Below are 22714 nucleotides of genomic sequence, written 5' to 3'. Positions count from 1 at the left end.
CGCGACGGACGTCCAGGCCGCGCGCGGACCGCGAAACGGCCTCCCGGGGGGAGCCGGGAGGCCGTCGGTCGTGGTGGGCTCAGGGCCTGACCGGGCTCAGCGGCCTCAGCGGTTGAGGCCGAGGTTGCCGAAGGCGGGGTTCAGGACGCCGATGACGTTCACGCTGTTGCCGACGGCGTTGACCGGGATGTGGACCGGGGCCTGGACGACGTTGCCCGAGACGACGCCCGGGGAGCCCTTGGCGGCGCCGCCGGCCCAGGCGCCGTCGGTGGCGGAGGCCATCGACGCACCGGCGGCCACGAGCCCCCCGGCCACCATCGCCACGGCCGCTGCCTTCTTCAGGTTCTTCACTTCTGACCCCTCCTGGTGATCGCCGCGGCAGGCGCCGCGGCACGCACTGGAGAACGGCCGGGCCGCACGGAGGTTGCGCCATCCGGGGGACATTCCCACGACGGTATGAATCTCAGTCCGGAGCGGGACCCTCCGAATTGCCCTCGGCGGGCGGGATCACCCGCTCAGGCCGTGGCGCACGGCCCACAGCGCGGCCTGGGTGCGGTCCGCCAGGTCGAGCTTCATCAGGATGTTCGACACATGGGTCTTGACGGTCTTCTCGGAGAGCACCAGGGCCCGGGCGATCTCGCGGTTCGAGCGGCCGTCGGCTATCAGGGCGAGCACTTCCCGCTCCCGCTCCGTCAGCGATGTCCCCCGGCTCTGGCCGGAGTTGCTCTCCTCCTGGGACAACAGGGCGCCCGCGACCTCCGGCTGGAGGAGGATGTGCCCGGCGTGCACCGAGCGGATGGCGCCGGCGAGCGCGTCGGGATCCACGTCCTTGTAGACGTACCCGGCGGCGCCCGCGCGCAGCGCCGGGACCACGGTGCGCTGCTCGGTGAAGCTGGTGACGATCAGTACGCGCGCGGGGTTGTCGAGTTCGCGGAGCCGGCGCAGCGCCTCGACCCCGTCCATGACGGGCATCTTGACGTCCATGAGGACGACGTCGGGCCTCAGTTCCTCGGCGCGGGCGACTCCCTCGGCGCCGTCCGCCGCCTCGCCCACGACCTCGATGTCGTCCTGCACCTCCAGGAAGGTGCGCAGGCCCCGGCGGACCACCTGGTGGTCGTCGACGAGCAGCACCTGGATCGGGTCAGCCACCGGGGACCTCCATCTCGATCGCGGTGCCCTTGCCGGGCACCGATTCCACCGTCAGCCGTCCGCCGGCCCCGCTCGCCCGGTCCCGCATGGAGACCAGGCCGAGGTGGCGGCCCGCGCGGCGCACCGCATTCGGGTCGAAGCCGGTGCCGTCGTCGGTGATCCGCAGGACGGCACCGCCGCCGCGGCGGTCCAGGGTGACGTCGACATGGTCCGCCCGCGCGTGCCGCAGGGCGTTGTGCAGGGCTTCCTGGGCGACGCGGAGCATGGCCTCCTCCTGCGCGGCCGGCAGGGCGCGGATGCCGCGGGCGGTGAAGGTGACACGCGCGCTGTGGGCGCGGTCGAGGACCTGGATCTGGGTGCGGAGGGTGGCGACCAGGCCGTCCTCGTCGAGGGCGGCGGGGCGCAGTTCCACGACGGCGGCGCGCAGTTCGTCGACGGCCTCGGCGGCGAGCGCGGCCACCTGCTGCAGTTCGCCCTTGGCGCGTGCGGGGTCGCGGTCGACGAGGGCGGTGGCGGCCTGGGCGGTCAGGCGCAGGGAGAACAGTTTCTGGCTGACCGCGTCGTGCAGTTCGTGGGCGAGGCGGGAACGCTCCTCGGCGATGGTCAGTTCGCGGCTGCGTTCGTAGAGGCGGGCGTTGGTGAGGGCGATCGCGGCGTGCTGGGCGAGGATCGAGAGCAGTTCCTCGTCCTCCTCGGTGAAGCCGCAGCCACCCTCGTGCCTCACGCCGTTCTTGTTCGCCAGGAAGAGGGCGCCGATGACCTCGTCGCCGTCGCGGACCGGCAGGCCCAGGAAGTCGGACATCTCGGGATGGGCGGCGGGCCAGCCCTCGAAGCGCGGGTCCTCGCGCAGGTCCGCGAGGCGCTCCACCCGGGCCTCGCTCAGCATGGCGGCGAGGATGCCGTGCTGGCGCGGGAGCGGGCCGATGGCCCGCCACTGCTCCTCGCTGACCCCGTCGACCACGAACTGGGCGAAACCGCCGTGGTCGTCCGGTACGCCGAGGGCGGCGTACCGCGCGTCGAGCAGTTCACGGGCGGAGGCGACGATCGTCTTCAGGACGTCGCGCACCTCGAGGTGTCTGCTCATGGCCAGCAGCGCGGAACTCACCGCGGCGAGGCCTGACCTGGGGCCTTGACTCATGTCCTCACGGTACCGGCGGGGGATGACGGTCGGGATCGGCCCCGCGACGGCCGTACCCGGGCCGCTGGACCTAGGTCCGGCGACCGGTACCGGACGGGCCCCGGACGCGGGCGCGCACCACGTCAGGCCGGCCGGGATCCGCTCACCCAGAGCGTTGCAGTGGCAACCAGGGGTGAGAAAACCTCTGCCTCGATGTGAGGGCACCCATAGGACGCAGGTCACGTACGAACGGACATAGGAGACGGAGGGGCCCGTCACGAACGGCACAGACGCTCTAGTCTGTCCCGTTTTGTCCGTTCCGCTCCACTATCCAGCTTCGTACGTCACACCTTTGCCACCGGATTTTGCGGCAGCTAAGAATTGCTCTCGTCGCTCAACGCCGCGGGTTTCCGCTCGCGGCGTTTGTGTGGGACGGACCCCCTCCCGCAGTCCGGAGAGCGGCCTCCGCGCTACTCGAAGAGGTCTATTTCGCCATGCCCGCAAACTTCCGCCTTCCCGGTCGTGCCCTGGCCAAGCCCCGCAGGATCGCCGTCGCCGGCGTCGCCGTCCTCGGAGCGGCCGCCGTCGCCTTCTCCGCCGCGCCCGGCCACGCCGAGACGACGAGCAGCGTCGCGGCCGCCCCGGTGCAGCTCGGCACCCAGCCGATCCAGGGCGTGAAGGCCAGCGTCACCGACCAGCTGGCGGGCGAGAGCGTGAAGGTCCAGGCCATCGCGGCCAAGAAGCAGGCCGTCGTGACGCAGCAGGCCCGGACCGCCGCCCTGCACAAGGCCGCGGCCGCCCAGAAGGTCAAGTCCGCGCACCAGGCCAAGCAGGCCGCGAGCCGGTCCGCCAAGCGCCCGCAGGCGCAGACGGTCGCGTACTCCACCAACTACGGCAACAACCTGGACGGCTGGATCCGTCAGTCGCTCGCCGTCATGAAGCAGCACAACATCCCCGGCTCCTACAGCGGCCTGCACCGCAACATCATGCGGGAGTCCTCGGGCAACCCGAACGCCATCAACAACTGGGACATCAACGCCCGCAACGGCATCCCGTCCAAGGGGCTGCTGCAGGTCATCGACCCGACCTTCCGCACGTACCACGTCCCCGGCACGTCGTGGAACATCTACGACCCGGTCGCCAACATCACCGCCGCCGCCAACTACGCGGCGCACCGGTACGGCTCGATGGACAACGTCAACAGCGCGTACTGAGGCCGGCGCGGATCTCTGACGAGACGCGGAAGGGCGGCACCCCGTTGCGGGGTGCCGCCCTTCGTGCCGTGACGCGGCGCGGCTACTTGCGCATGACCTCCGGCTCGTGGCGGCGCAGGAAGCGCGCCACCAGGAAGCCGCACACGACTCCGAGCACGATCAGCATGACCATGTCGAGGCTCCAGGCGGAGGCCGTGTGGTTCCACAGCGGGTCGGTGCTGGTCGGGTCGTCGGTGTTCGGGGCGATGTTGTTGAAGTCCAGCGTGGTACCGGCGGCGGCCACCGCCCAGCGCGACGGCATCAGGTACGAGAACTCGTTGACGCCCACGGTGCCGTTCAGCGTGAACAGGCAGCCGGTGAACACGACCTGGACGATGGCGAACATCACCAGCAGCGGCATGGTCTTCTCGGCGGTCTTCACCAGCGAGGAGATGACCAGGCCGAACATCATCGCGGTGAAGCCGAGCGCCATGATCGGCAGGCACAGCTCGAACAGCGTGGCGTTGCCCAGGATCAGGCCCTTCTCGGGGATCTCACGGCTGGAGAAGCCGATCAGACCGACCATCAGTCCCTGGATCACGGTGACCGCGCCGAGCACGATCACCTTGGACATCAGGTACGCCGAGCGGGACAGGCCGGTGGCGCGTTCCCGCTCGTAGATGACCCGTTCCTTGATCAGCTCGCGGACGGAGTTCGCGGCGCCCGCGAAACAGGCGCCGACCGCGAGGATCAGCAGCACCGTGGTCGCCGTGCCGTTCGGGACGTGCAGTCCCGTCGTCCGGTTGATCTGCTCGTTGACCAGCAGACCGCGGTTGTGGTCGATGAGCAGGCTGACCGCGCCGAGCACCGCCGGCAGGATCACCGACAGCGCCAGGAAGCCCTTGTCGGAGGCGATCACCGACACGTACCGCCGGATCAGGGTCATCAGCTGCGAGCCCCAGCCCTGCGGCTTGGGCGGCTTGATGGCCGGCGGGGGCATGTGTACGGACTGCGGCTCGACGGCGTCGATGTCCGCGGCGTACATCTGGTAATGCTGCGAACCCTTCCAGCGGCCGGCCCAGTCGTAGTCGCGGTAGTTCTCGAAGGCGGAGAACACATCGGCCCAGGTGTCGTAGCCGAAGAAGTTCAGCGCCTCCTCCGGCGGGCCGAAGTAGGCCACGGCGCCGCCCGGCGCCATCACAAGGAGCTTGTCGCACAGGGCCAGTTCGGCCACCGAGTGGGTGACGACGAGGACCGTGCGGCCGTCGTCGGCGAGTCCCCGCAGCAGCTGCATGACGTCGCGGTCCATACCCGGGTCGAGACCGGAGGTCGGCTCGTCCAGGAAGATCAGCGACGGCTTGGTGAGCAGCTCGAGCGCCACCGAGACGCGCTTGCGCTGGCCGCCGGACAGGGAGGTGACCTTCTTGTCCTTGTGGACGTCCAGCTTCAGCTCGCGCAGCACCTCGTCTATGCGGGCCTCGCGCTCGGCCGCCGTGGTGTCGGCCGGGAAGCGCAGCTTGGCCGCGTACTTCAGGGCCTTCTTCACGGCCAGTTCCTTGTGCAGGATGTCGTCCTGCGGGACCAGGCCGATGCGCTGGCGCAGCTCGGCGAACTGCTTGTAGAGGTTGCGGTGGTCGTAGAGGACCTCGCCCTGGTCGGCGGGCCGGTAGCCGGTGAGCGCCTTCAGCAGGGTCGACTTGCCGGAACCGGACGGGCCGATGACTCCGACCAGCGACTTCTCCGGGAGGCCGAAGGAGACGTCCCTGAGGATCTGCTTGCCGCCGTCGACCGTCACGGTCAGGTGGCGGGCGGAGAAGGACACCTCACCGGTGTCGACGAACTCCTCGAGCCGGTCGCCGACGATCCGGAACGCCGAGTGGCCGACGCCGACGATGTCCGTCGGGCCGAGCTGCACCGTGCCGCCCTTGGGCACCGGGTGGCCGTTGACGTACGTGCCGTTGTGCGAGCCGAGGTCACGGATCTCGAAGCGGCCGTCGGGTGTGGCGTGGAACTCCGCGTGGTTGCGGGAGACCTGGAGGTCGGAGACGACCAGGTCGTTCTCCAGGGCACGGCCGATGCGCATCACGCGGCCGAGCGAGAACTGGTGGAAGGTCGTCGGGCTGCGGTCGCCGTAAGCCGGCGGCGCCCCCGCGGCGCTGCCGGGGCCGCCCTGCTGCTGCGGGATCGACGGCGTCTGCGGGCCCTGCTGCGGCTGCTGCCAGTCGGCCTGCGGTGTCTGCGGCCGCGGTTCCTGCCGCTGCGACCAGCCGGGGTTCGCGCCCTGGGTCGCGTACGGCTGCTGCTGCGGCTGGGCCTGCGGGGTCGCCGCCGGGGCCGCGGCGCCGGCGAGGCTCAGCACGGGCCCGTCGGTCGCGTTCCCGAGATGCACGGCCGAACCGGGTCCGAGCTCCAGCTGGTTGACCCGACGGCCCTGCGCGAACGTGCCGTTGGTGCTGCCGTGGTCCTCGATGACCCAACTGCGGCCGTTGTGGCTGACCGTGGCGTGACGCCAGGAGACCCTGGCGTCGTCGAACACGATGTCCCCCTGTGGATCGCGTCCCAGGGCGTAGGACCTGGACGGGTCGAGCGTCCAGGTCCGTCCATTGGTTTCCAGTACGAGTTCCGGCACTCCATGCCCCACTGAGTTGTCCCCCGAGTTACCCCCGTAGCGGGGAGTCTAGGGATGTCGAACATCGGGGGGAACTATTTCAGGCTCAGCCCACTGACCGAAAGCCGGGCCTTGTGAAGAGTGTCTACGTCCGCTTCGGCCGCCTTTTCGCCGACGGGGTTGAAACCCGGCCGCAGAGTGGTATTTCACGCGAGGGGGACATGCGCGGCGGCCGGGCCGCGCCGCGGATCGGGGGGTCTGCCATGAGCGCTGCCACGGGCGTCGGGACCGTGAGGCACGGTGCGCGCCTGCCGTGGCTCGACGTACTGCTGTCCGCGATCGCCTGCGTGAGCTGGGCGTTGACCGGCATGGCGGGCGCGGCCGCGCTCGGTCTGCACCTGCTGCGGGCCGACGCGTCGGGCTCGCTGGGACCGATGACCGCCGCGGTGGTGGCACTTGGGGCGGGTGGTTCGGTCACGCCGTCCGGCGATGTGTCCGCGTTCGGCCTGAAAGGCGCCGAGGCGCACACCGCCCTCCAGATCACGCCACTCGGGGTGAGCCTGGTCGGTGCGCTGCTGCTGTCGTGGTTCTTCCTGCGGTCCTTGCGCTCGGCGGGAGTGGTGATCGCGCCGGCTGAACTCCTGGCCCGGGCGGGCGCGGTGGTGGCGCTGTTCGTGGCGGTGCTGGGCGGGCTTGCCTGGGCGGGGCACGACGTCGTCACGATCGACGGGGATGCGCTCGGGCCCGGCGGGCTGCCGGGCGGCGCGGGATCCGGTGGCGTGAGCATTCCCGGGCTCGGTGACCTGGGGGACATCGGCGGGCTCCTGCCCGGCCGCATCGGCGGGCTCATCGGCGCCAAGGCGGCGGTCGGCTTCACCGTCGACACGGCGCCGACCGTGCTGGGCGGGCTCGGCTGGTCGTCCGGGGTCCTGCTGATCGCGCTGCTCGCCTCGCGCCGCACGCCGCTGCCGCGCGGCTGGGAGGCCGTGCACCGGGTCGTGCGGCCGGCCGTGTCGGCGCTCGTCACGGTGCTGATGGCCGCCGTGGCGGCGGGGCTCGCGGCGGCCGCGTACGCGGCGATCGGCGACGACCACCCCCGGCGCGTCGCGGGCGCGGCACTGCTCGGCACCCCCAACGGTGTCTGGCTCGGCATCCCGATCGGTCTCTTCGTCCCCTGGGACGGCAGGGCGACGGGCGGACTGGCCGGGGTCCTGCCGGACCCCTTGGACAGGCTGCTGACCGCGCACTCCGACCAGCCGGTCACGCTGTCCCGGCTGGCCGGCCTGGACGGCCGGGTGTGGCTGCTGGGCATCGCGGCGGTGCTGGCGATGCTGCTGGCGGGCGTACTGACCGCGGTACGCACACCGGCGGGGGCCGCTCCGGTCCGCCGTGACGCTCCCGGCTTCGCGGGACGGTGCGCGCTGCGGCTGGGCATCGCCACCGCGCTGACGCTGCCGCTGCTCGCGTGGCTGACGGAGGTGTCCGTGGACGCGTCCTTGTCCGTCCTCGGCCTCGACGTGTTCGGCGCCGGGGTGGGACTGCGCGGCCACCTGGGCACGGCCCTGCTGCTCGGCGCCGTGTGGGGAGCCGGCGCAGGTGCCGTGGGCGCCCTGCTGGCCACGGCGGCGGGAGCCGCCGGCAGCCGCGCGGCACCGCTGGCACGGGGCGAGGCGGGACCGGCCGCAGTCGTGGAACACCGGGGCCATGAGGTCCGGCCCGGTCCCACCGAGGGCACCCCCTACGCCCCGGCCGCGCCGTACCGCCCACCGAACCCGTCCACCAATCCGTACTTGCGCCTGCCGCGCGGACTGCGAGGCCCGCGGGACACCCACCCGCCCGAGGACCGGGGGCCGGCCGACCGCGCGGAGCCGGCCGCGCCGGGCAGCGGTGGGCGGCCCCGGCCGGCCGCTTCGGGGCACGACATGTACGGGGCGCCGACGGTGGCCGGTCCCGTGCCGCCCCAGCCCCCGCCCCAGCCCCTTCCTCCCCCGCGACCGCCGGGGCGGCCTCCGCGGCCCCCTCGGTCGCCCCGGTCGCCCCGGTCGCCGGGAGCACCGGACGGCGAACCGCCGCCTCTGCCGCCGATGCCGCCCCGGCCTCCGGAGAAGTGACCGCCGGACGACGGGTGGCTGGTGGCGGACGACGGGGGCGGGTGGCAGCCGGGCCGTCGTCCCGTGGACATCTGTTGTTCGCTGTCCGGCAGGCGGACCTGAGGGGCAGGGGGCACTGGGTGCCGGATACGGTGGAAGCACCATGAGCGCTTCGCAGACCTCTGCCGATCCCACCCTTCTCGTCAAGATCTTCGGGAAGGACAGGCCGGGCATCACGGCCGGTCTCTTCGACACCCTCGCCGCCTACTCCGTCGACGTCGTCGACATCGAGCAGGTCGTCACCCGTGGCCGCATCGTGCTGTGCGCGCTCGTCACACAGCCGCCCGCCGGGCTGGAAGGCGACCTGCGGGCCACCGTGCACAGCTGGGCCGAGTCGATGAGGATGCAGGCGGAGATCATCTCCGGCCACGGCGACAACCGGCCGCGTGGCCTCGGGCGTTCCCTGGTCACCGTTCTCGGCCACCCGCTCACCGCGGAGGCGACCGCCCGGATCGCCGCCCGGATCACCCGGGCCGGCGGCAACATCGACCGTATCTTCCGGCTGGCCAAGTACCCGGTGACGGCGGTGGAGTTCGCGGTGTCCGGCGTGGAGACGGAGCCGCTGCGCACCGCCCTGGCGACGGAGGCCGCGGCACTCGGTGTCGATGTCGCGGTCGTCGGGGCGGGCCTGCACCGGCGGGCCCAGCGCCTGGTCGTCATGGACGTGGACTCCACGCTCATCCAGGACGAGGTGATCGAACTGTTCGCCGGGCACGCCGGCTGCGAGGACAAGGTCGCCGAGGTGACGGCGGCGGCGATGCGCGGCGAGCTGGACTTCGAGCAGTCCCTGCACGCCCGCGTGGCGCTGCTGGAGGGGCTGGACGCCTCCGTGGTGGACAAGGTGCGCAGCGAGGTCCGTCTGACGCCGGGCGCGCGCACCCTGATCCGTACGCTCAAGCGGCTCGGTTACCAGGTCGGTGTCGTCTCGGGTGGTTTCACCCAGGTCACGGACGATCTGAAGGAGCGGCTGGGACTGGACTTCGCGCAGGCCAACACCCTGGAGATCGTCGACGGCAGGCTGACCGGCCGGGTCACCGGCGAGATCGTCGACCGGGCGGGCAAGGCGCGGCTGCTGCGCCGGTTCGCCGCCGAGGCGGGTGTCCCGCTGTCGCAGACGGTCGCGATCGGTGACGGCGCGAACGACCTCGACATGCTGAACGCGGCCGGCCTCGGAGTCGCCTTCAACGCCAAGCCGGTGGTGCGGGAGGCGGCGCACACGGCGGTGAACGTGCCGTTCCTCGACACCGTCCTGTACCTGCTCGGAGTCACCCGCGAGGAGGTCGAGGCCGCGGACGCCCACGAGGAGGGCTGAGCGGCCCCGCCGGCCCCCTCCCGCACCGCCGCCCGGTTACTCCGACGGCGCCCAGTAGTCGAGCAGCGTGGCCACACCCGGCTCCAGGGACTTCCAGGATCCCTCGAAGGAGACCACGGCGAACGCGGCGGCCGGGAACCCGCGCCGGCTCATCCGCTCGCGGGCGTCGCCCTCGGCCGAGCCGGACAGCACCTCGGCAAGACCCTGGATGCCCGGGTTGTGGCCGATGAGGATCACATTCCGCACGTCGTCGGGCGTCTCGTTGAGCACGGTGATCAGCTCGCCGGGCGAGGCGTCGTAGACCCGCTCCTCGTAGACGGTCTTCGGCCGGTGCGGCAGCTCGTGGACGGCGAGCTTCCAGGTCTCGCGGGTCCGGGTCGCGGTCGAGCACAGGGCGAGATCGAAGGAGACACCGGTGCCGGCCAGCCTGCGGCCGGCGACCGCGGCGTCCGTGCGGCCCCTTTCGGCGAGTGGTCGTTCGTGGTCGGTCACCTGCGGCCAGTCGGCTTTCGCATGCCGGAAGAGAACAATCCTGCGGGGTTCTGCGACGCTCATGGGTCCCAGCTTCGCATGAAACAGGTTGGGGGGCGCAGGGAGTTGACATGCGGCTTCCCGGGCGGGGCGGGCGGCACGAGGACGTGCGCGGGAGCGGCGACCGGATGCCCCCGCGGGGAGTCAGAGGGCGAGCAGTTCCCGGGCGTGCCGCAGGAGCTGGGGGATGGTGGGGTCGCCGCCCGCCGCCTGGGCGTCCGCCGGATTGCCTATCAGGAGGAGCAGCGCGACGAAGGCCAGCACGGGCAGGGCCAGGGCCCACCACGGCAGCCGGGAGTCGACGCCGGCGCCCGTGGTCGCCGGGTGGGGCCGGGTGTGCGTACGGGCCGACATGATCGCCTCCGCTGGTCTCCGAGGTCCGCGGACCGCCTCGCGCGGTCACATCTCGAAGCTACGGAATCCGCGCTCCCCGGCCCATCCGGTGATCCACCCACTTGCCCCTGACCCTCACCCCCTAGGGGATGGGGGGATAACCCCACCATCGACCCTGAGGACGGGCCTCACCGGCGGGCGGACGTCACAGGACTCACCCCGCGGCACGGGGAAAGCGGCCGCCGCCGCGCGGGGCCGCGGCGGCGGAGGGTCACGGCGCCGCGAGGGTCGCGACGATGGCGATGATCACGAAGATGGCGAAGAAAGCGCCGAGGACGAGCAGCATCTTCCGCTGGCCGTCCTTGGGGTTCGGGTCGAGCACAGGCTGCATGCGCCCCAGTCTCGCACCCTTCGTCCGGAACTCGGTCTCCGGGGGCCGCCTCAGCGCGCCGCCTCGTCCTCCACCGTGCGGTCGCGGCCCGCCACGTAGCCGACCACCATCTGCGGCACCATCAGGCCGGCCATGAGCGCGATGGGCAGCCCCCAGCCGCCGCTGCTCTGGTACAGCACGCCCACCAGCAGCGGACCCGGGATGGAGATCAGGTAGCCGGTGCTCTGGGCGAACGCGGACAGCTGGGCGACGCCCGGGCCGGTCCTGGCCCGCATGCCGACCATCGTGAGCGCGAGCGGGAAGGCGCAGTTGGCCACGCCGAGGAGCATTGCCCAGGCCCAGGAGCCGGCGGCGGGCGCGAGGTAGAGACCGGCGTAGCCGGCCAGGCCGCAGACGCCGAGCACCAGCACGATCGGGCCCTGGTGGGGCAGCCGGGTGGCCAGGCGCGGGATGACGAAGGCCAGCGGCACGCCCATCACCATGGTGACGGCGAGGAGCAGCCCGGCCTTGCCGGCGGGCACGCCCGCGTCCCGGAAGATCTGCGCCATCCAGCCCATGGTGATGTAGGCGGCGGTGGCCTGGAGTGCGAAGAAGACGGCCAGCGCCCAGGCGGTGCGGCTCCGGGCGATGCGCAGCGTCGGAGCCTGCGCCTGCCGCGCGCGCGGCGGTTCCCCGGGCGCGGCCGGCGTCCGCGCGGCGGACCGGGCGCCCCTGTCCCGTACCAGCGGCAGCCACGGCAGTACCGCCGCCGCGGCGAGCAGGGCCCACACCGACAGGCCGGACCGCCAGTTGCCGCCGAGCGCCCCGGTCAGCGGCACGGTCACCCCGGCGGCGGCCGAGGTGCCGAGGGCGAGGGCCATCGAGTACAGCCCGGTCATGGTGCCGACCCGGTCGGGAAACCAGCGCTTGACGATGACCGGCATCAGGACGTTGCTGACGGCGATGCCCATGAGGGCCAGCGCGCTGGCGGCGAGGAACGCGGCCGTGCTGCCCACGTAGGGCCGTATCGCCAGTCCGGCGGCGATGGCGACCATGCCCGAGCACACCACGGCGGCCGGCCCGAAGCGGCGGGCCAGCCGGGGGGCCATGACGCCGAAGACGGCGAAGCAGAGCGGGGGCACGGAGGTGAGCAGCCCGGCCACGCTGCCGCTCATGCCGAGCCCCTGGCGGACCTCCTCCAGGAGCGCGCCGAGGCTGGTGATGGCGGGGCGCAGGTTCAGCGCGGTCAGCACGAGGCCGACGACGAGCAGGCGCGTGGTCCACGCGCGCGTGGCGGCGCCGGAGGCCCGCGCTCCCTGCGGTTCCGGTTCCGGGACGGGCCGGGAAGCGGCGGTCGGGACCGGGGTGCGTCCGGTCGTCGGTGTCGTCGTCCGGGTCGTTTCCTCGCGTGGCATGAGAACCATCATAGAATCATGGGATGATTGGTTGTCGACAGCCGGTTACTCCACCCCCGGGTCCCGCGTGCGAAGGTGAGCCATGCCACTGAGCCATCCGCGCCGGTCGGCGCTGTCCGAACAGGTCATCGCCGCACTGCGCAGCCAGATCACCACGGGCGAGTGGCCGGTCGGCTCCCGCATCCCGACGGAGCCGGAGCTGGTGGAACAGCTCGGTGTGGCCCGCAACACGGTCCGCGAGGCGGTCCGGGCGCTGGCCCACAACGGCCTGCTGGACATCCGCCAGGGTTCGGGCACGTACGTCGCGGCGACCAGCGAGCTGGCGGGCGTGATGCACCGCAGGTTCGCCGAGGCCGATCCGCGGCACATCGCCGAACTGCGCTCCGCGCTGGAGTCGGCCGCGGCCGGGCTGGCCGCCCAGCGGCGCACCGAGAAGGACCTCAAGCAGCTCCACGCGCAGTTCCTGCGCCGCGAGGAGGCCTGGGAGTCCGGGGACACGGAGGCGTTCGTGTCCGCGGACGCCACCTTCCATCTGGCGGTGGTGGCTGCCTCCCACAACGACGTGATGACGGCGACGTACGCGGATCTGGGCGAGGTGCTGCGGGACTGGCTGCGCGCGGACGTCGGCGCGGCACTGACGCCGGACACGTACATGGACCACACCCGGCTGCTCGACGCGATCCGCGCGGGCGACGCCGAGGCGGCCGCCGCCGAGGCCGCGAGCTACCCGCTGCTGTGCCGTCCGGGCCGGTTCACCTCGCCCGCTGGTGAGTGACCCAGGCCGAGCGCACCCTCTTCCAGCAGCGGCCGGTCATCCGCACGGTCTGCGCGGGTCCCGCGGCCACCGGGGAGCCGTCGCTGCCGATGTCCCACCAGCGGTCGCACTCGACGTGCAGGCTGACGCGGTCGGTCCCGGGATACGGGTTGTGGCAGTACGCGGTCACCTCGGAGCCGGAGACGGTGGTGCGGCAGCCGGCGCCGAACGGCTCCGGCGCCGCGGGCGGACCGGCACGCGCGCGTGTGTCCGGCGTCGACCCGTACGGCAGCGGCAGCGCGAGGGCGACGGCCACGATCAGTGGGGCCGCGCCGCGGAGCAGACGCACAGCGGAACCTCCTCGGCCGTCCTGCGAAGGAGAACGCGAGGTGAGGGCGGACTTTCAGCGTGCACACCCGACACGCCGACTGCCCGGCCGAGTGCCCCGGCCGGGTGAACCGGCCGCGGAGGACAGCACCGGGCAACGGCGGAGGGCCCGCACCCCCTCGGGGTACGGGCCCTCACACGTCGCTGAGGCTCAGCGGCAGCGTCACGCGCCGATGGCGTGCAGACCGCCGTCGACGTGGACGATCTCGCCGGTGGTCTTCGGGAACCAGTCGCTCAGCAGCGCCACGATGCCGCGGCCGGCCGGCTCGGGGTCCTTCAGGTCCCACTCCAGCGGGGCGCGGGTGTCCCACACCGAGGCCAGCTCGCTGAAGCCCGGGATGGACTTGGCGGCCATGGAGCCGAGCGGGCCGGCGGAGACGAGGTTGCAGCGGATGTTCTGCTTGCCGAGGTCGCGCGCCATGTAGCGGCTGGTCGCCTCCAGGGCGGCCTTGGCGGGGCCCATCCAGTCGTACTGCGGCCAGGCGTACTGGGCGTCGAAGGTGAGGCCGACGACCGAGCCGCCGTTCTGCATCAGCGGCAGGCAGGCCATGGTCAGCGACTTCAGGGAGAACGCCGAGACGTGCATGGCGGTGGAGACCGACTCGAACGGCGTGTTGAGGAAGTTGCCGCCGAGCGCATCCTGCGGCGCGAAGCCGATGGAGTGGACGACGCCGTCGAGGCCTCCGAGCTCCTCGCCGACGACGTCGGCCAGACGGCCCAGGTGCTCGTCGTTGGTGACGTCGAGCTCGATGACCTTGGCGGGCTTCGGCAGCTTCTTGGCGATGCGCTCGGTCAGCGTGGGCCGCGGGAAGGCGGTGAGGATGACCTCGGCGCCCTGCTCCTGGGCCAGCTTGGCCGCGTGGAAGGCGATGGAGGCCTCCGTCAGCACACCGGTGATCAGGACGCGCTTGCCCTCGAGAATTCCGCTCATGGTGATCAGTGACCCATTCCCAGTCCGCCGTCAACGGGGATGACGGCTCCAGTGATGTACGAGGCGTCGTCGGAGGCGAGGAACCGCACCGCCGCGGCGATCTCCTCGGGCTGCGCGTACCGGCCGAGCGGCACCTGCCCCATGATGTTCTCGCGCTGCTCGTCGGAGAGCGCCCGGGTCATGTCGGTGTCGACGAAACCGGGGGCGACGACGTTGAAGGTGATGTTGCGCGAGCCCAGCTCACGGGCGAGGGACCGCGCGAAGCCGACCAGGCCGGCCTTGGAGGCGGCGTAGTTGGCCTGCCCCGCCGAGCCCAGCAGACCGACCACCGAGGAGATCAGGACGACACGGCCCTTCTTGGCGCGCAGCATGCCGCGGTTGGCCCGCTTCACGACGCGGAAGGTGCCGGTGAGGTTGGTGTCGAGGACCGAGGTGAAGTCCTCCTCGGACATGCGCATCAGGAGCTGGTCCCGGGTGACGCCGGCGTTGGCGACGAGGACCTCGACGGGGCCGTGCTCGGCCTCGATCTCCTTGTAGGCCTGCTCCACCTGCTCGGGGTCGGTGATGTCGCACCTGACGGCGAGGCAGCCAAGCTCCTCGAGGGCGGCCGGCGGCTCCCCCGAACGGTAGGTGATGGCGACCTTGTCGCCGGCCTCGGCGAACGCGCGGGCGATGGCGAGGCCGATGCCCCGGTTTCCTCCGGTGACGAGAACCGAGCGGCTCAACGGATCACCCTTTCGATAGCGGTCTGAAGCATTCCGACAACCCGCCCGAACACCTCGATGACAGGCGGCTTCACCGAAAACCTATCGGTCCGGCCACGCCGGCGGGCAATCGGGCACCGACAGTGGCGCTCCCCGGCTCCTGTCGGGTTCCTACAGTCGGAGGGCTCGCAGGCACACCGGGTCAGTCCGCCGTTCCCGGCGCGTGCGCGGCCAGTCCTTCAGTGCGAGCGGTCTCAAGCATCCTGCGGTCGTAGGTCACCAGGGCCGTGAGGTCGTCCCGCAGCGACATCGCGCTGGCCACATGGACAGCGTCCAGCGTCCTCAGACGCCCTACGAGCAGGGCCGCTCCGTCGCGCACCTCCCGAGTGAGGAGGATCTCGGTGATCCGGGCGTCCAGGTCCTCCATCGCCTTCGGGAAGTGCCCCATGAGGTCCAGGGTGCGTACGGTCTCCACGAAGCCGAGGGTGCTGGTGGCGAGCGGTTCCGTGGCTCGCTGCTGAAGGAAGGCGTCCAGTGCTCCCCAGTGACTGCGCCGGGTCATCCAGGTGACCAGCGCCGAGGTGTCCATGTAGATCAACGGTCGCCCTCTTCGCGCTCGGCCAGCAGCAGCGCCACGGGGTCGACGTCTTCCGGCACCTCGTAGTGCGGCATGCTGTGACGCTCGGCGGCGGTGATCGGCTTCAGCTTGATCTTTCCCTGCGCCACCAGATGCGCGTACCGCTCCATGGGACTGCCGGCCGGTGACAGTATCGCGATCACGTTGCCGTGTCTGGTGACCTCGATCGCCTCACCCTTCTCGACGCGGGCGAAGACCGCGCTGGGGTTGTACGAGAACTCACGGACGGAAATGGTGCTCATACCGCGCTCCCCTCACAGCAGGGCAGATTGTGCGTACACCTCCCTGATAGTACCTACATTCAGCCGTACCGCCGGGGCATCACCCCTCCGTGAACCGTGACGGCCGAAAGCACGAGAGGCCGGTAGCGGCGAGGGCCGCACCGCCCTCCGGCTTCCAGGGCACCGCCGCTTTCACGTGGCCCCGCCGCTGCGCGCGGTGTCGACCGACCCGGCGAGCCCCTCGATGTCCGAGGCCAGGATCCGCCAGGGACGTGAGAGGTCGACGACGTGCCGCCAGATCCTCAGCCGCCCCTCCCCCACCGGTACCTCCACGACTCCGGGCCTGCCCGAGGCGTAGACGAGATGACCCTCGGCGAGACCAAGGCGTACGCAGTACGCGGTCATCTGGTACAGGTCGCCCCGCTGCGGTCTGGTCTTGAACTTGGCGTCCAGGACGACGGCCTGGCGCATCGCCCCGTCGCGCGGGGACGGCAGGTAGTGCACGAGGTCGGGCTTGAGGACGTGCCGGCCCGCGACGTCCAGGGAGAAGTTCCGGTCCTGCGACTCGGGCCTGCCCCCGACGCGCAGGCGCAGGGCCTCGCCGACGGCGCGGGCCAGGTAGGCCTCGAAGAGGCGCCACATGGTCACGAGCATCCCGTCGACGGCGACCTCGCGGCCGTCGCCGAGTTCGTAGGAGGCGCCGCGCAGGACGAGTTCGGCGAGGACGAGGGCGTGGGCGTAGCGGGTGTTGCGCCGGTCGGGGGCCCACCGGGGTGCCGGGGCCCCGGCGGGCAGGAGCCGGACTCCGTCGAGCCGGGCGGTGAGGCGCTGGAGGGCGGAGCGTGGGGCAGGGTCGAGGCCGGGCACGCGCAGGAGGCGGCGGGCGGCGGCGAGGAGGAGGCGGTTCTCCGGTATGTCGGGCGTGTGGTCGTCGTAGACGACTTCCAGGGGTACGGGGACACCCGGCCTGCGGCGGAGCTGGTCGGCGTGGCGGATGCGGCCCCGGACGACGGGCAGCGTGTCGTACGTCTCCCGGTAGTCGTGGAGGACGCCGTGCAGCAGGGCGCGGTCGGCGGCGGAGACGAAGGCGTGCGCGAGGGCCGGGAGGAGGTCCGGGCGCGTGTCGGCGGTGACCGGGCGCGGATCGAAGTCGACGCGTTCGGGGGCGTAGGAGACGAGGTGGAGCAGACGGTCGACCGGGACCTTGGGGGTGATCGTCAACTGGAGGGCGCCGTCGCCCCTGCCGAGGCGTACGGAGCCGACACGGTCCTTGGCCTTCACACGCCAGCGCGTGGCGGTCTCGGGGTGCAGGTGGACAAGGCCGTCGTGGGCGGCGAGCGTCGCGACCTGGGCGGGGGTGAGGTCCCAGGTCGTCCAGCCACCGCCCTCCGCGAGCCGGATGCGCGCGGCGGTGTCACGGCAGTCCCGTGGCCGGGTGTGGCGGGGGCTCACGAGTCCTCGGAGTCGGCGGTCTCACCTGAAGGCGGCAGGATGCCGAGCTGTTCCCTCAGCTTGTCCAGCCCGTAGGTGAACTCCACGTCGGTGCCGTCGCCCCAGTGGTGCTCGGTGAGGAGCGGGATGATCTGTGTCTTCCACAGCCGTTCGAGGGCGCCGTCGCCCGTGTGGGCGAGGTCCTGCATGAAGTACGAGGGGCCGACGCGGAAGGAGCGGTCTCCGGGGCTGCCGTCGGCGAGGAGGCGGTTGATCTCGTCGAGGAGGCGGGCGTGGGAGTCGTCGTACGCGGCAGGGTCCTCGCCCTGTTCCTCCGCCCGCCTCCGCAGCCAGGAGTCCAGCACTCCGGCGACCGGTGGGGTGTCGGGGTGCAGTTCCATGAAGGAGAAGCGGCGGCGCATGGCCGCGTCCATGTACGCCACCGAGCGGTCGACGGTGTTCATGGTGCCGAGGATGTACAGGTTGGGCGGGAGGCGGAAGCCCCGGCCGTCGTCGGAGCCGTACAGCAGGTGGACGCGCTCGTTGCGGTACTCCAGGAGGAAGTACAGCTCGCCGAATATCTTGGCCAGGTGGCCGCGGTTGATCTCGTCGATGACCAGGACGAACACCTCGGCCGGGCGCCGCTCCGCCTCGTCGGCGAGCTTGCGCAGCGGGCCCCGGACGAGGTCGTAGGCGAGCCCGCCGCCCGTGTCGCCGTCCTGGCCGCCGCCCAGGCGCGGGCGGATGCCCTCGAAGAAGTCCTCGTAGGCGTAGGCGGGGTGGAACTGGACGAGGCGCACGTTCGTGGCGCTGGAGGCGCCGGCCAGATGGCGGGCGAGGGCGAGCGCCGTGTACGTCTTCCCGGTGCCGGGCGGCCCGTGGAAGATCAGCTGGGGGGGTGGCGCGGAGGAGTTCGACGCAGTCCTGGAGCCAGGTCGTGTCGGGCAGGTGGAGCGCTTCGGCCAGTTCGGCGGTGGCGTCGGGCAGGGCGGCCGGGCCCGTGGGCAGCGAGGCGGTGCGCGGCATGTCGCCGATCAGGGCGAGGACGGTCTCTGCGTATTCGGTGGCCTCCAGGACCTGGGAGTCCGCGTCCTGGACCACACTCGACAGTCCGGAGGGCAGGTCCTTGAGGAAGTCCAGGGGCTTGTTCAGGTTGCGCCATTCGACGGGACGCTCCAGCCGCTCCGCACTGTGGGCGGCAGGGCCGTCGACCACTCCGACGTACGTCTCGAAGCCGTCGGTGGACAGCACGATGTCGCCCTTGCGCATGCGGTTGAGGAAGGCGTCGAGTTCCCGGGAGACGGCCTCCCTGCGCGCGGGTCCGGTGGCGGGGAGGGCGGTTTCCACGGCCCTGCGGACACTGTCCAGGTCCCGGGCCGCCGCGGTCGGGGGCGGGAAGCCCGTGTCGAGGGTGACCTTCGAGTCGTCGCGCCACGGTCCCCGGACGAGGGGCACGCCGGTGGTGGCGTCCACGCCCCGGACGATCCAGAGCTGGCGGGGAGCATCCTCGTCGGCCGCCGTGTCGTCGAGTGGCTGCTTGGCGGCCACCAGCGCCTCCCAGACGGGCATTCGCCGGTCGGGTAAGGCACGGACGGTGTCCAGGCTGCTGCGGCCCTGGTCGAGCAGCCCTTCCTCGTCGAGCAAGGTGCGCCATTGGTCGCGCTCGAAGGGCCACATGGGCAGTCCGGCGCCCGCCTGCCCGTCCTCCCCCGACGCCAGGTACCAGCCGGGTGTCCGCGCGCCACGCAGCACCGGTCCCAGAACGTCGGGGTCGACGGTGAATTCTGCGGCCAGCTCTTCCAGCGCTACCCAGTGTCCCCCGTCCGGAAGCTGCTCCAGCGCGGTCATCGCGACTGAGACGAACGGCTGCTGCCGCTCCCACTGCCGGTAGCGCCGACAGGCATCCAGGTAGAAGTCGACGGGGTCGGGCCAGCGGTCGAGGGCGTCGACTCCGATACCGGTCAGCTGCCAGCGGCGCGCGCCCCGGTACAGCCATCCGGCCTTGACCAGGTTGGTCGCGTTCCGGTTCACGTAGTCCTTGAAGGGAGTGTTGTTCTCCTGTCCGGACTCGCCGACCGCCTGTAACCAGTCGGCCTCCAGCCCCGGCTTCCTGGCGAGAACCCGCTCCCACAGGTCCCGGAAGATCATGCCGTCCTGAGGAGCGTCTCGCCGCAGGATGGTCGCGGCGGCGTGCAGGGCCTGGGCGACGACGGTCGTGATGCTGGGCACGGCGTCCATTCTTCGCAGGTACGGGGGTGACTGCGGCGCCCGGACTCAGTCCAGGCCGACCGGGGTGATCGGCGTGACCGGGATGTCGTCGGGGCCGTTCGTCTGGACGAGCAGCAGGTCACCGACCGTGGCATCGCGGCCGAGACCGAGGCTGGATACCGGGACCGCGCCCGGGGCCTTTGCCGTGCCGACGGGCTGGAGCCGCAGCTCGCCCTCCGCGCCCCGGTAGGCGAGGACCGCCCACACCTCGTCGTGGCCGATGCGGGACACCACGCTGCTCAGCCGGTCGGGGAGGACCGCGCACACGACGGTGAGCCGCTGCTGCTCCGTCCTGGGGACGGGGATCGCCGCGAGCCGCTCCAAGACGCCGGGCAGGGCCAGCGTGCCCTCCAGCAGCCGCTGGACGGTCTCCCGTTCCTCGTCCCGGCCGTCCCCGGCCTCGGCGGCGGTGAAGTGCACCAGGGGCAGGCCGTCGTCCAGGGTGCGCTGCCATTTGTGCAGCAGGAAGTCGATGGTCAGGGCCTCTTCACGGGTGGGCGGGTGCACCTCGTCGCCCTCGCAGAACTGGGCGAGCCAGGCGTTGACGTCCCCCCAGCGCCACACCGGCGAGCGTCCGGTGATCCCCTCGGGGTCCGGGAAGGGCAGCTTGTCCTGCCGCCGCTCGCCGCTCACCCACTGCTGGACATTCTGGCGCGAACGCTCGACACGCTCCGCGATGTCCGAGACGCCGACGAGGTCGGGGTCGGTGCGCACCAGTCTCAGGGCGGGCAGGGACTTGCGCAGTCGTACGACGATGCGGTGGGCCGCGTCGATCGCGTTGACCCCACTCTCGGAGACGTCCAGAAAGTGCCGGCCGCGATGCCGGGTCAGCACCCCGTCGAAGGTGTCGTGGACGATCGCGACGGCCTGATCGTCGTCCACCTCGATCCCGTCCACGACGAAGTGAAATTCATACTCCATAGACGCCCCAGTCCCCCATGCGTATGCCTGTTCGCTCTTCCTGGTCCGGTATCTGCGCCTCTCGCTCCAGGGAACGCCCCCTGTGGCAAGCTTCGCCGAGCCCGGCGGCGTTGTCAATTGACAACGCCGCCCCGGAGGGCCGCACGCGGGTTGTCCGGAGGCAGCGGGCACCACTTCGCCTTGCGGGCTATTCGACGGGCCTCCTGGCCGGGATTCTTCGGCGTGCAACCCACACGGATCACCGTGCAGTGGTGGTCCGGGCACGGGCAGTACAGCGTGCCCCAGTGGGCCTCCGACGCAAGCGTCCACCCCTCGGCGACGAGCCGCTTGAGGACCGCCCTGACCTCCTTGCTCGGATGGTCCGCCGCAGCGATCTCGCGTCCGACCACGTACGCCTCCACAAGCCTTCGCCCGTCGCAGAGCTGACCGTCAACTCGAACAGGCCGGCAAGCCTACCCGGCCCTACCGACATTGACGGAAACCATAACTCAGCACGCGTAGCGGGGCTTTGCGGAAGATGATCGTCAACTACGGCCGAACGGGACGCGGGTCGTCCGGGACGCGGACCGCGCACTCGGCCCACACGGTCTTCCCCGGGCCCGTCCGCCCGTCCACGCCCCAGCGGTCGGCGACGGCCTCCACCAGGAGCAGGCCTCTCCCACCATCTGTGCCCTCGGACGGCTTGGTCGCCGACCCGGGGATCTCCGGGTGACCGGGGTGGGTGTCGGACACCTCGACGCGGACGAGGCCCGCGGTCCGGTCGTACCTGAGCCGCAGCTCGAAGTCGCGCCCCGGGACACGGCCGTGGAGGACCGCGTTGGCGGCGAGTTCGGCCACCACGAGGGTGACGGTGTCGGAGGCGGGGCTGCCGTACGGCAGCTGCCACAGGTCGAGCCGGTGGGTGGCGAGCCTGCGGGCGAGGCGCGCGCCCCGGCGCGTGGCTGAGAACCGCTGGACGAACACACTTACGGTAACGGCCTCTTGGGCCCGTGGTGCTGGCATGCGGCCAGCGTTCCGGGCCACTCCCGGCCTCCAACAGGCACGACACCCATACAGGCGTGGCTGTATCGGTGCACACTCTGGACTGGGTGGGTAACTCCCCGTGACCCCGGGCGGGTCGGGCGGGGTTGAGCGAGGCGTGAAAGCGCGGACACGGGAGGCACGCGGCGATGAGGGCGGACCACGGCGGAGGCGGAAACGGCGGCGCGAACGGCACGGAGGCGGAACTCTCCGACAGTCTGAAGACCTTCGGCGCGGTCCTCAAGGCGCTGCGGGAGGAATCCGGCCTGACGCAGGAGGAGTTCGCGGTGCGGGTGCGGTACTCGGCCGCGTACGTCGCCAAGATCGAGCAGGGGAAGCGGTTCCCGCCGGCGGACCTGCCTGCGCGGGCGGAGGAGATCTTGGGGCCGGTCGCGGTCAAGGTCCTCACCGCGGCGGCGAAGAGCCTGACGCGGAGAGCGGGGCTCGCTTCGTGGTTCCGGGAGTGGGCGGGCATCGAGGAGGAGGCGATCTCCTTGTATGCGTATGAGTGCCGGGCGGTTCCTGGGCTGTTGCAGCCAGAGGGGTACGCCCGGGCGGTGTTCGAGCGTCAACTTCCGCCGTTCACCCAGGAGCAGATCGATCGCAAGGTGACCGCACGACTTGAGCGTCAGACACTCTTGACCGAGCGGCCGAACACCGCCTTCGCGTTCATCATCGAACAGGCCATCCTAGAGCGCGGGGTCGGCGGCGCATCGGTCACCAGGGCTGTCATCGACCACCTGCTGAACATGGGCGACATGACCAACGTCGAGATTCAGATCATGCCGCTGAATCAAGAAGACCACTGCGGAGTCGATGGTCAGCTGTACATGGCCGAAACGCCGGGACACCAGTGGTTCGGTTACATCGAAGGGCATCGATCGAGCAGTCTGATTGCAGAACCCGGCGAGGTGAGTGTCCTCCATCAGCGCTATGGCAAGCTGCGTTCCCAAGCCTTGGACTGCCGGGCTACGGTGAACCTCCTGGAACGGATGCGAGGAGCGCTATGAGAACCACCCCTGAGCTGAACTGGTTCAAGAGCAGCTACAGCGGCGGAGACGGGGACAACTGCGTCGAAGTCGCCGTGCGTCCCGAGGCCGTCCACGTCCGCGACTCCAAGGACAAGCGCATCCGTCCTCTCGTCGTCGCGCCGACCGCCTGGTCGGCGTTCGCGGCACTCGCGGCCGGCGCGTCCCTGGACGGTTGAGCTCGCGTCGTACGTGACGCCAGCGGGCGGGTAAGGGAGTTGGTCCCGTACCCGC

Annotated in this window: 25 protein-coding genes; 7 read left to right on the top strand and 18 right to left on the bottom strand. The window is 71.5% G+C overall.

Translation table 11 applies throughout. The features are described 5' to 3' along the window. Positions 1 to 105: 105 nt before the first annotated feature. The 3 genes from chpE to ACIOWN_RS03970 all read right to left on the bottom strand — a co-directional run bounded on the left by chpE (position 106) and on the right by ACIOWN_RS03970 (position 2287). Positions 106 to 351, bottom strand: a complete 246-nt coding sequence (gene chpE, locus ACIOWN_RS03980; RefSeq protein WP_362355152.1) for a chaplin ChpE — start codon at positions 349 to 351, stop codon at positions 106 to 108. A gap of 156 nt (positions 352 to 507) precedes the next feature. Next, entirely contained in the window at positions 508 to 1149 is a 642-nt protein-coding gene (locus tag ACIOWN_RS03975) for a response regulator transcription factor (protein WP_362355149.1), read from the bottom strand. Next, entirely contained in the window at positions 1142 to 2287 is a 1146-nt protein-coding gene (locus ACIOWN_RS03970; protein WP_362355146.1) for a GAF domain-containing sensor histidine kinase, read from the bottom strand. Before ACIOWN_RS03970 ends, ACIOWN_RS03975 begins: the two co-directional genes overlap by 8 nt. Positions 2288 to 2760: 473 nt before the next feature. On the opposite strand from ACIOWN_RS03970, the gene ACIOWN_RS03965 reads away from it, so the two are divergent. After that, the gene (locus ACIOWN_RS03965) at positions 2761 to 3480 is read left to right on the top strand and encodes a transglycosylase SLT domain-containing protein (RefSeq protein ID WP_362355143.1); all 720 of its coding nucleotides are present in this window, start codon (positions 2761 to 2763) and stop codon (positions 3478 to 3480) included. Between the two features lie 82 nt (positions 3481 to 3562). Here ACIOWN_RS03965 and ACIOWN_RS03960 read toward each other — a convergent pair whose 3' ends face one another. Continuing rightward, positions 3563 to 6088: an FHA domain-containing protein gene (locus ACIOWN_RS03960; protein WP_401980193.1), complete on the bottom strand. Its 2526-nt coding sequence runs from the start codon at positions 6086 to 6088 to the stop codon at positions 3563 to 3565. A gap of 242 nt (positions 6089 to 6330) precedes the next feature. On the opposite strand from ACIOWN_RS03960, the gene ACIOWN_RS03955 reads away from it, so the two are divergent. Both ACIOWN_RS03955 and serB read left to right on the top strand, forming a co-directional pair. Further along, a complete protein-coding gene (locus ACIOWN_RS03955; RefSeq protein ID WP_401980190.1) occupies positions 6331 to 8178 on the top strand; it encodes a streptophobe family protein in 1848 nt (615 codons plus the stop codon). Positions 8179 to 8320: 142 nt separating this feature from the next. Next, positions 8321 to 9529 carry a phosphoserine phosphatase SerB gene (gene serB, locus ACIOWN_RS03950; protein WP_362355134.1) on the top strand — a complete coding sequence of 403 codons (1209 nt, stop codon included), beginning with the start codon at positions 8321 to 8323 and terminating at the stop codon, positions 9527 to 9529. 36 nt (positions 9530 to 9565) lie between these two features. Here serB and ACIOWN_RS03945 read toward each other — a convergent pair whose 3' ends face one another. From ACIOWN_RS03945 to ACIOWN_RS03930, 4 genes are all read right to left on the bottom strand, one after another. Next, positions 9566 to 10084, bottom strand: coding sequence for a SixA phosphatase family protein (locus tag ACIOWN_RS03945; protein ID WP_401980187.1), 519 nt, complete (start codon positions 10082 to 10084; stop codon positions 9566 to 9568). A 120-nt stretch (positions 10085 to 10204) separates the two neighbouring features. Then, a complete protein-coding gene (locus ACIOWN_RS03940; protein WP_362355128.1) occupies positions 10205 to 10414 on the bottom strand; it encodes a hypothetical protein in 210 nt (69 codons plus the stop codon). 250 nt (positions 10415 to 10664) lie between these two features. After that, a complete protein-coding gene (locus tag ACIOWN_RS03935; protein ID WP_267895383.1) occupies positions 10665 to 10784 on the bottom strand; it encodes an SGM_5486 family transporter-associated protein in 120 nt (39 codons plus the stop codon). 50 nt (positions 10785 to 10834) lie between these two features. Then, positions 10835 to 12178, bottom strand: a complete 1344-nt coding sequence (locus ACIOWN_RS03930) for a CynX/NimT family MFS transporter (RefSeq protein WP_401980184.1) — start codon at positions 12176 to 12178, stop codon at positions 10835 to 10837. Between the two features lie 82 nt (positions 12179 to 12260). Here ACIOWN_RS03930 and ACIOWN_RS03925 point away from each other — a divergent pair, with 82 nt between their 5' ends. Then, positions 12261 to 12953: a FadR/GntR family transcriptional regulator gene (locus ACIOWN_RS03925; RefSeq protein WP_362355122.1), complete on the top strand. Its 693-nt coding sequence runs from the start codon at positions 12261 to 12263 to the stop codon at positions 12951 to 12953. Here the strand turns inward: ACIOWN_RS03925 and ACIOWN_RS03920 are convergent. From ACIOWN_RS03920 to ACIOWN_RS03890, 7 genes are all read right to left on the bottom strand, one after another. Next, on the bottom strand, positions 12931 to 13281 hold the full coding sequence (locus ACIOWN_RS03920) for a hypothetical protein (protein ID WP_401980181.1): 351 nt from the start codon (positions 13279 to 13281) through the stop codon (positions 12931 to 12933). The genes ACIOWN_RS03925 and ACIOWN_RS03920 overlap by 23 nt on opposite strands. 201 nt (positions 13282 to 13482) lie before the next feature. Next, entirely contained in the window at positions 13483 to 14250 is a 768-nt protein-coding gene (gene fabI, locus ACIOWN_RS03915; RefSeq protein WP_362355116.1) for an enoyl-ACP reductase FabI, read from the bottom strand. A 5-nt stretch (positions 14251 to 14255) separates the two neighbouring features. Next, positions 14256 to 14975, bottom strand: a complete 720-nt coding sequence (gene fabG, locus ACIOWN_RS03910; RefSeq protein WP_362355113.1) for a 3-oxoacyl-[acyl-carrier-protein] reductase — start codon at positions 14973 to 14975, stop codon at positions 14256 to 14258. 181 nt (positions 14976 to 15156) lie between these two features. Then, positions 15157 to 15543, bottom strand: a complete 387-nt coding sequence (locus ACIOWN_RS03905; protein ID WP_362355181.1) for a type II toxin-antitoxin system VapC family toxin — start codon at positions 15541 to 15543, stop codon at positions 15157 to 15159. A 5-nt stretch (positions 15544 to 15548) separates the two neighbouring features. Next, positions 15549 to 15833: a type II toxin-antitoxin system Phd/YefM family antitoxin gene (locus ACIOWN_RS03900; protein WP_362355110.1), complete on the bottom strand. Its 285-nt coding sequence runs from the start codon at positions 15831 to 15833 to the stop codon at positions 15549 to 15551. A gap of 171 nt (positions 15834 to 16004) precedes the next feature. Next, positions 16005 to 17264 (bottom strand): McrC family protein, encoded by a 1260-nt coding sequence (locus ACIOWN_RS03895; RefSeq protein ID WP_401980178.1) that lies wholly within the window; start codon positions 17262 to 17264, stop codon positions 16005 to 16007. Beyond that, entirely contained in the window at positions 17261 to 18130 is an 870-nt protein-coding gene (locus ACIOWN_RS03890) for an McrB family protein (RefSeq protein WP_401980254.1), read from the bottom strand. Before ACIOWN_RS03890 ends, ACIOWN_RS03895 begins: the two co-directional genes overlap by 4 nt. On the opposite strand from ACIOWN_RS03890, the gene ACIOWN_RS03885 reads away from it, so the two are divergent. Further along, positions 18048 to 18827: a hypothetical protein gene (locus tag ACIOWN_RS03885; RefSeq protein WP_401980175.1), complete on the top strand. Its 780-nt coding sequence runs from the start codon at positions 18048 to 18050 to the stop codon at positions 18825 to 18827. The two genes, ACIOWN_RS03890 and ACIOWN_RS03885, sit on opposite strands and share 83 nt — an antisense overlap. Before the next feature lie 690 nt (positions 18828 to 19517). Here ACIOWN_RS03885 and ACIOWN_RS03880 read toward each other — a convergent pair. From ACIOWN_RS03880 to ACIOWN_RS03870, 3 genes are all read right to left on the bottom strand, one after another. Further along, positions 19518 to 20432, bottom strand: coding sequence for a helix-turn-helix transcriptional regulator (locus tag ACIOWN_RS03880; RefSeq protein ID WP_401980173.1), 915 nt, complete (start codon positions 20430 to 20432; stop codon positions 19518 to 19520). A gap of 113 nt (positions 20433 to 20545) precedes the next feature. Next, positions 20546 to 20821 carry a hypothetical protein gene (locus ACIOWN_RS03875; RefSeq protein ID WP_401980171.1) on the bottom strand — a complete coding sequence of 92 codons (276 nt, stop codon included), beginning with the start codon at positions 20819 to 20821 and terminating at the stop codon, positions 20546 to 20548. Between the two features lie 139 nt (positions 20822 to 20960). Continuing rightward, positions 20961 to 21434: an ATP-binding protein gene (locus tag ACIOWN_RS03870; RefSeq protein ID WP_401980168.1), complete on the bottom strand. Its 474-nt coding sequence runs from the start codon at positions 21432 to 21434 to the stop codon at positions 20961 to 20963. A 167-nt stretch (positions 21435 to 21601) separates the two neighbouring features. On the opposite strand from ACIOWN_RS03870, the gene ACIOWN_RS03865 reads away from it, so the two are divergent. Both ACIOWN_RS03865 and ACIOWN_RS03860 read left to right on the top strand, forming a co-directional pair. Then, the gene (locus ACIOWN_RS03865; RefSeq protein ID WP_401980166.1) at positions 21602 to 22462 is read left to right on the top strand and encodes a helix-turn-helix domain-containing protein; all 861 of its coding nucleotides are present in this window, start codon (positions 21602 to 21604) and stop codon (positions 22460 to 22462) included. Further along, positions 22459 to 22659 carry a DUF397 domain-containing protein gene (locus ACIOWN_RS03860; protein ID WP_401980163.1) on the top strand — a complete coding sequence of 67 codons (201 nt, stop codon included), beginning with the start codon at positions 22459 to 22461 and terminating at the stop codon, positions 22657 to 22659. The genes ACIOWN_RS03865 and ACIOWN_RS03860 overlap by 4 nt, the downstream gene beginning before the upstream one ends. The last annotated feature ends 55 nt before the right edge of the window (positions 22660 to 22714 follow it).

The sequence above is a fragment of the Streptomyces sp. NPDC087787 genome (assembly GCF_044743035.1).
Lineage (GTDB): Bacteria > Actinomycetota > Actinomycetes > Streptomycetales > Streptomycetaceae > Streptomyces.
Note: the sequence above shows the minus strand (reverse complement) of the source record. Positions and strands in the feature narration are given on the sequence as shown.

Bases quoted from the DNA above. Each gene is read 5' to 3' on its own strand.
- ACIOWN_RS03970 (WP_362355146.1), bottom strand. From the start codon at position 2,287: ATGAGTCAAGGCCCCAGGTCAGGCCTCGCCGCGGTGAGTTCCGCGCTG.
- ACIOWN_RS03965 (WP_362355143.1), top strand. From the start codon at position 2,761: ATGCCCGCAAACTTCCGCCTTCCCGGTCGTGCCCTGGCCAAGCCCCGC.
- ACIOWN_RS03955 (WP_401980190.1), top strand. From the start codon at position 6,331: ATGAGCGCTGCCACGGGCGTCGGGACCGTGAGGCACGGTGCGCGCCTG.
- serB (WP_362355134.1), top strand. From the start codon at position 8,321: ATGAGCGCTTCGCAGACCTCTGCCGATCCCACCCTTCTCGTCAAGATC.
- ACIOWN_RS03945 (WP_401980187.1), bottom strand. From the start codon at position 10,084: ATGAGCGTCGCAGAACCCCGCAGGATTGTTCTCTTCCGGCATGCGAAA.
- ACIOWN_RS03940 (WP_362355128.1), bottom strand. From the start codon at position 10,414: ATGTCGGCCCGTACGCACACCCGGCCCCACCCGGCGACCACGGGCGCC.
- ACIOWN_RS03935 (WP_267895383.1), bottom strand. From the start codon at position 10,784: ATGCAGCCTGTGCTCGACCCGAACCCCAAGGACGGCCAGCGGAAGATG.
- ACIOWN_RS03930 (WP_401980184.1), bottom strand. From the start codon at position 12,178: ATGCCACGCGAGGAAACGACCCGGACGACGACACCGACGACCGGACGC.
- ACIOWN_RS03925 (WP_362355122.1), top strand. From the start codon at position 12,261: ATGCCACTGAGCCATCCGCGCCGGTCGGCGCTGTCCGAACAGGTCATC.
- fabI (WP_362355116.1), bottom strand. From the start codon at position 14,250: ATGAGCGGAATTCTCGAGGGCAAGCGCGTCCTGATCACCGGTGTGCTG.
- ACIOWN_RS03905 (WP_362355181.1), bottom strand. From the start codon at position 15,543: ATGGACACCTCGGCGCTGGTCACCTGGATGACCCGGCGCAGTCACTGG.
- ACIOWN_RS03900 (WP_362355110.1), bottom strand. From the start codon at position 15,833: ATGAGCACCATTTCCGTCCGTGAGTTCTCGTACAACCCCAGCGCGGTC.
- ACIOWN_RS03880 (WP_401980173.1), bottom strand. From the start codon at position 20,432: ATGGAGTATGAATTTCACTTCGTCGTGGACGGGATCGAGGTGGACGAC.
- ACIOWN_RS03870 (WP_401980168.1), bottom strand. From the start codon at position 21,434: ATGCCAGCACCACGGGCCCAAGAGGCCGTTACCGTAAGTGTGTTCGTC.
- ACIOWN_RS03865 (WP_401980166.1), top strand. From the start codon at position 21,602: ATGAGGGCGGACCACGGCGGAGGCGGAAACGGCGGCGCGAACGGCACG.
- ACIOWN_RS03860 (WP_401980163.1), top strand. From the start codon at position 22,459: ATGAGAACCACCCCTGAGCTGAACTGGTTCAAGAGCAGCTACAGCGGC.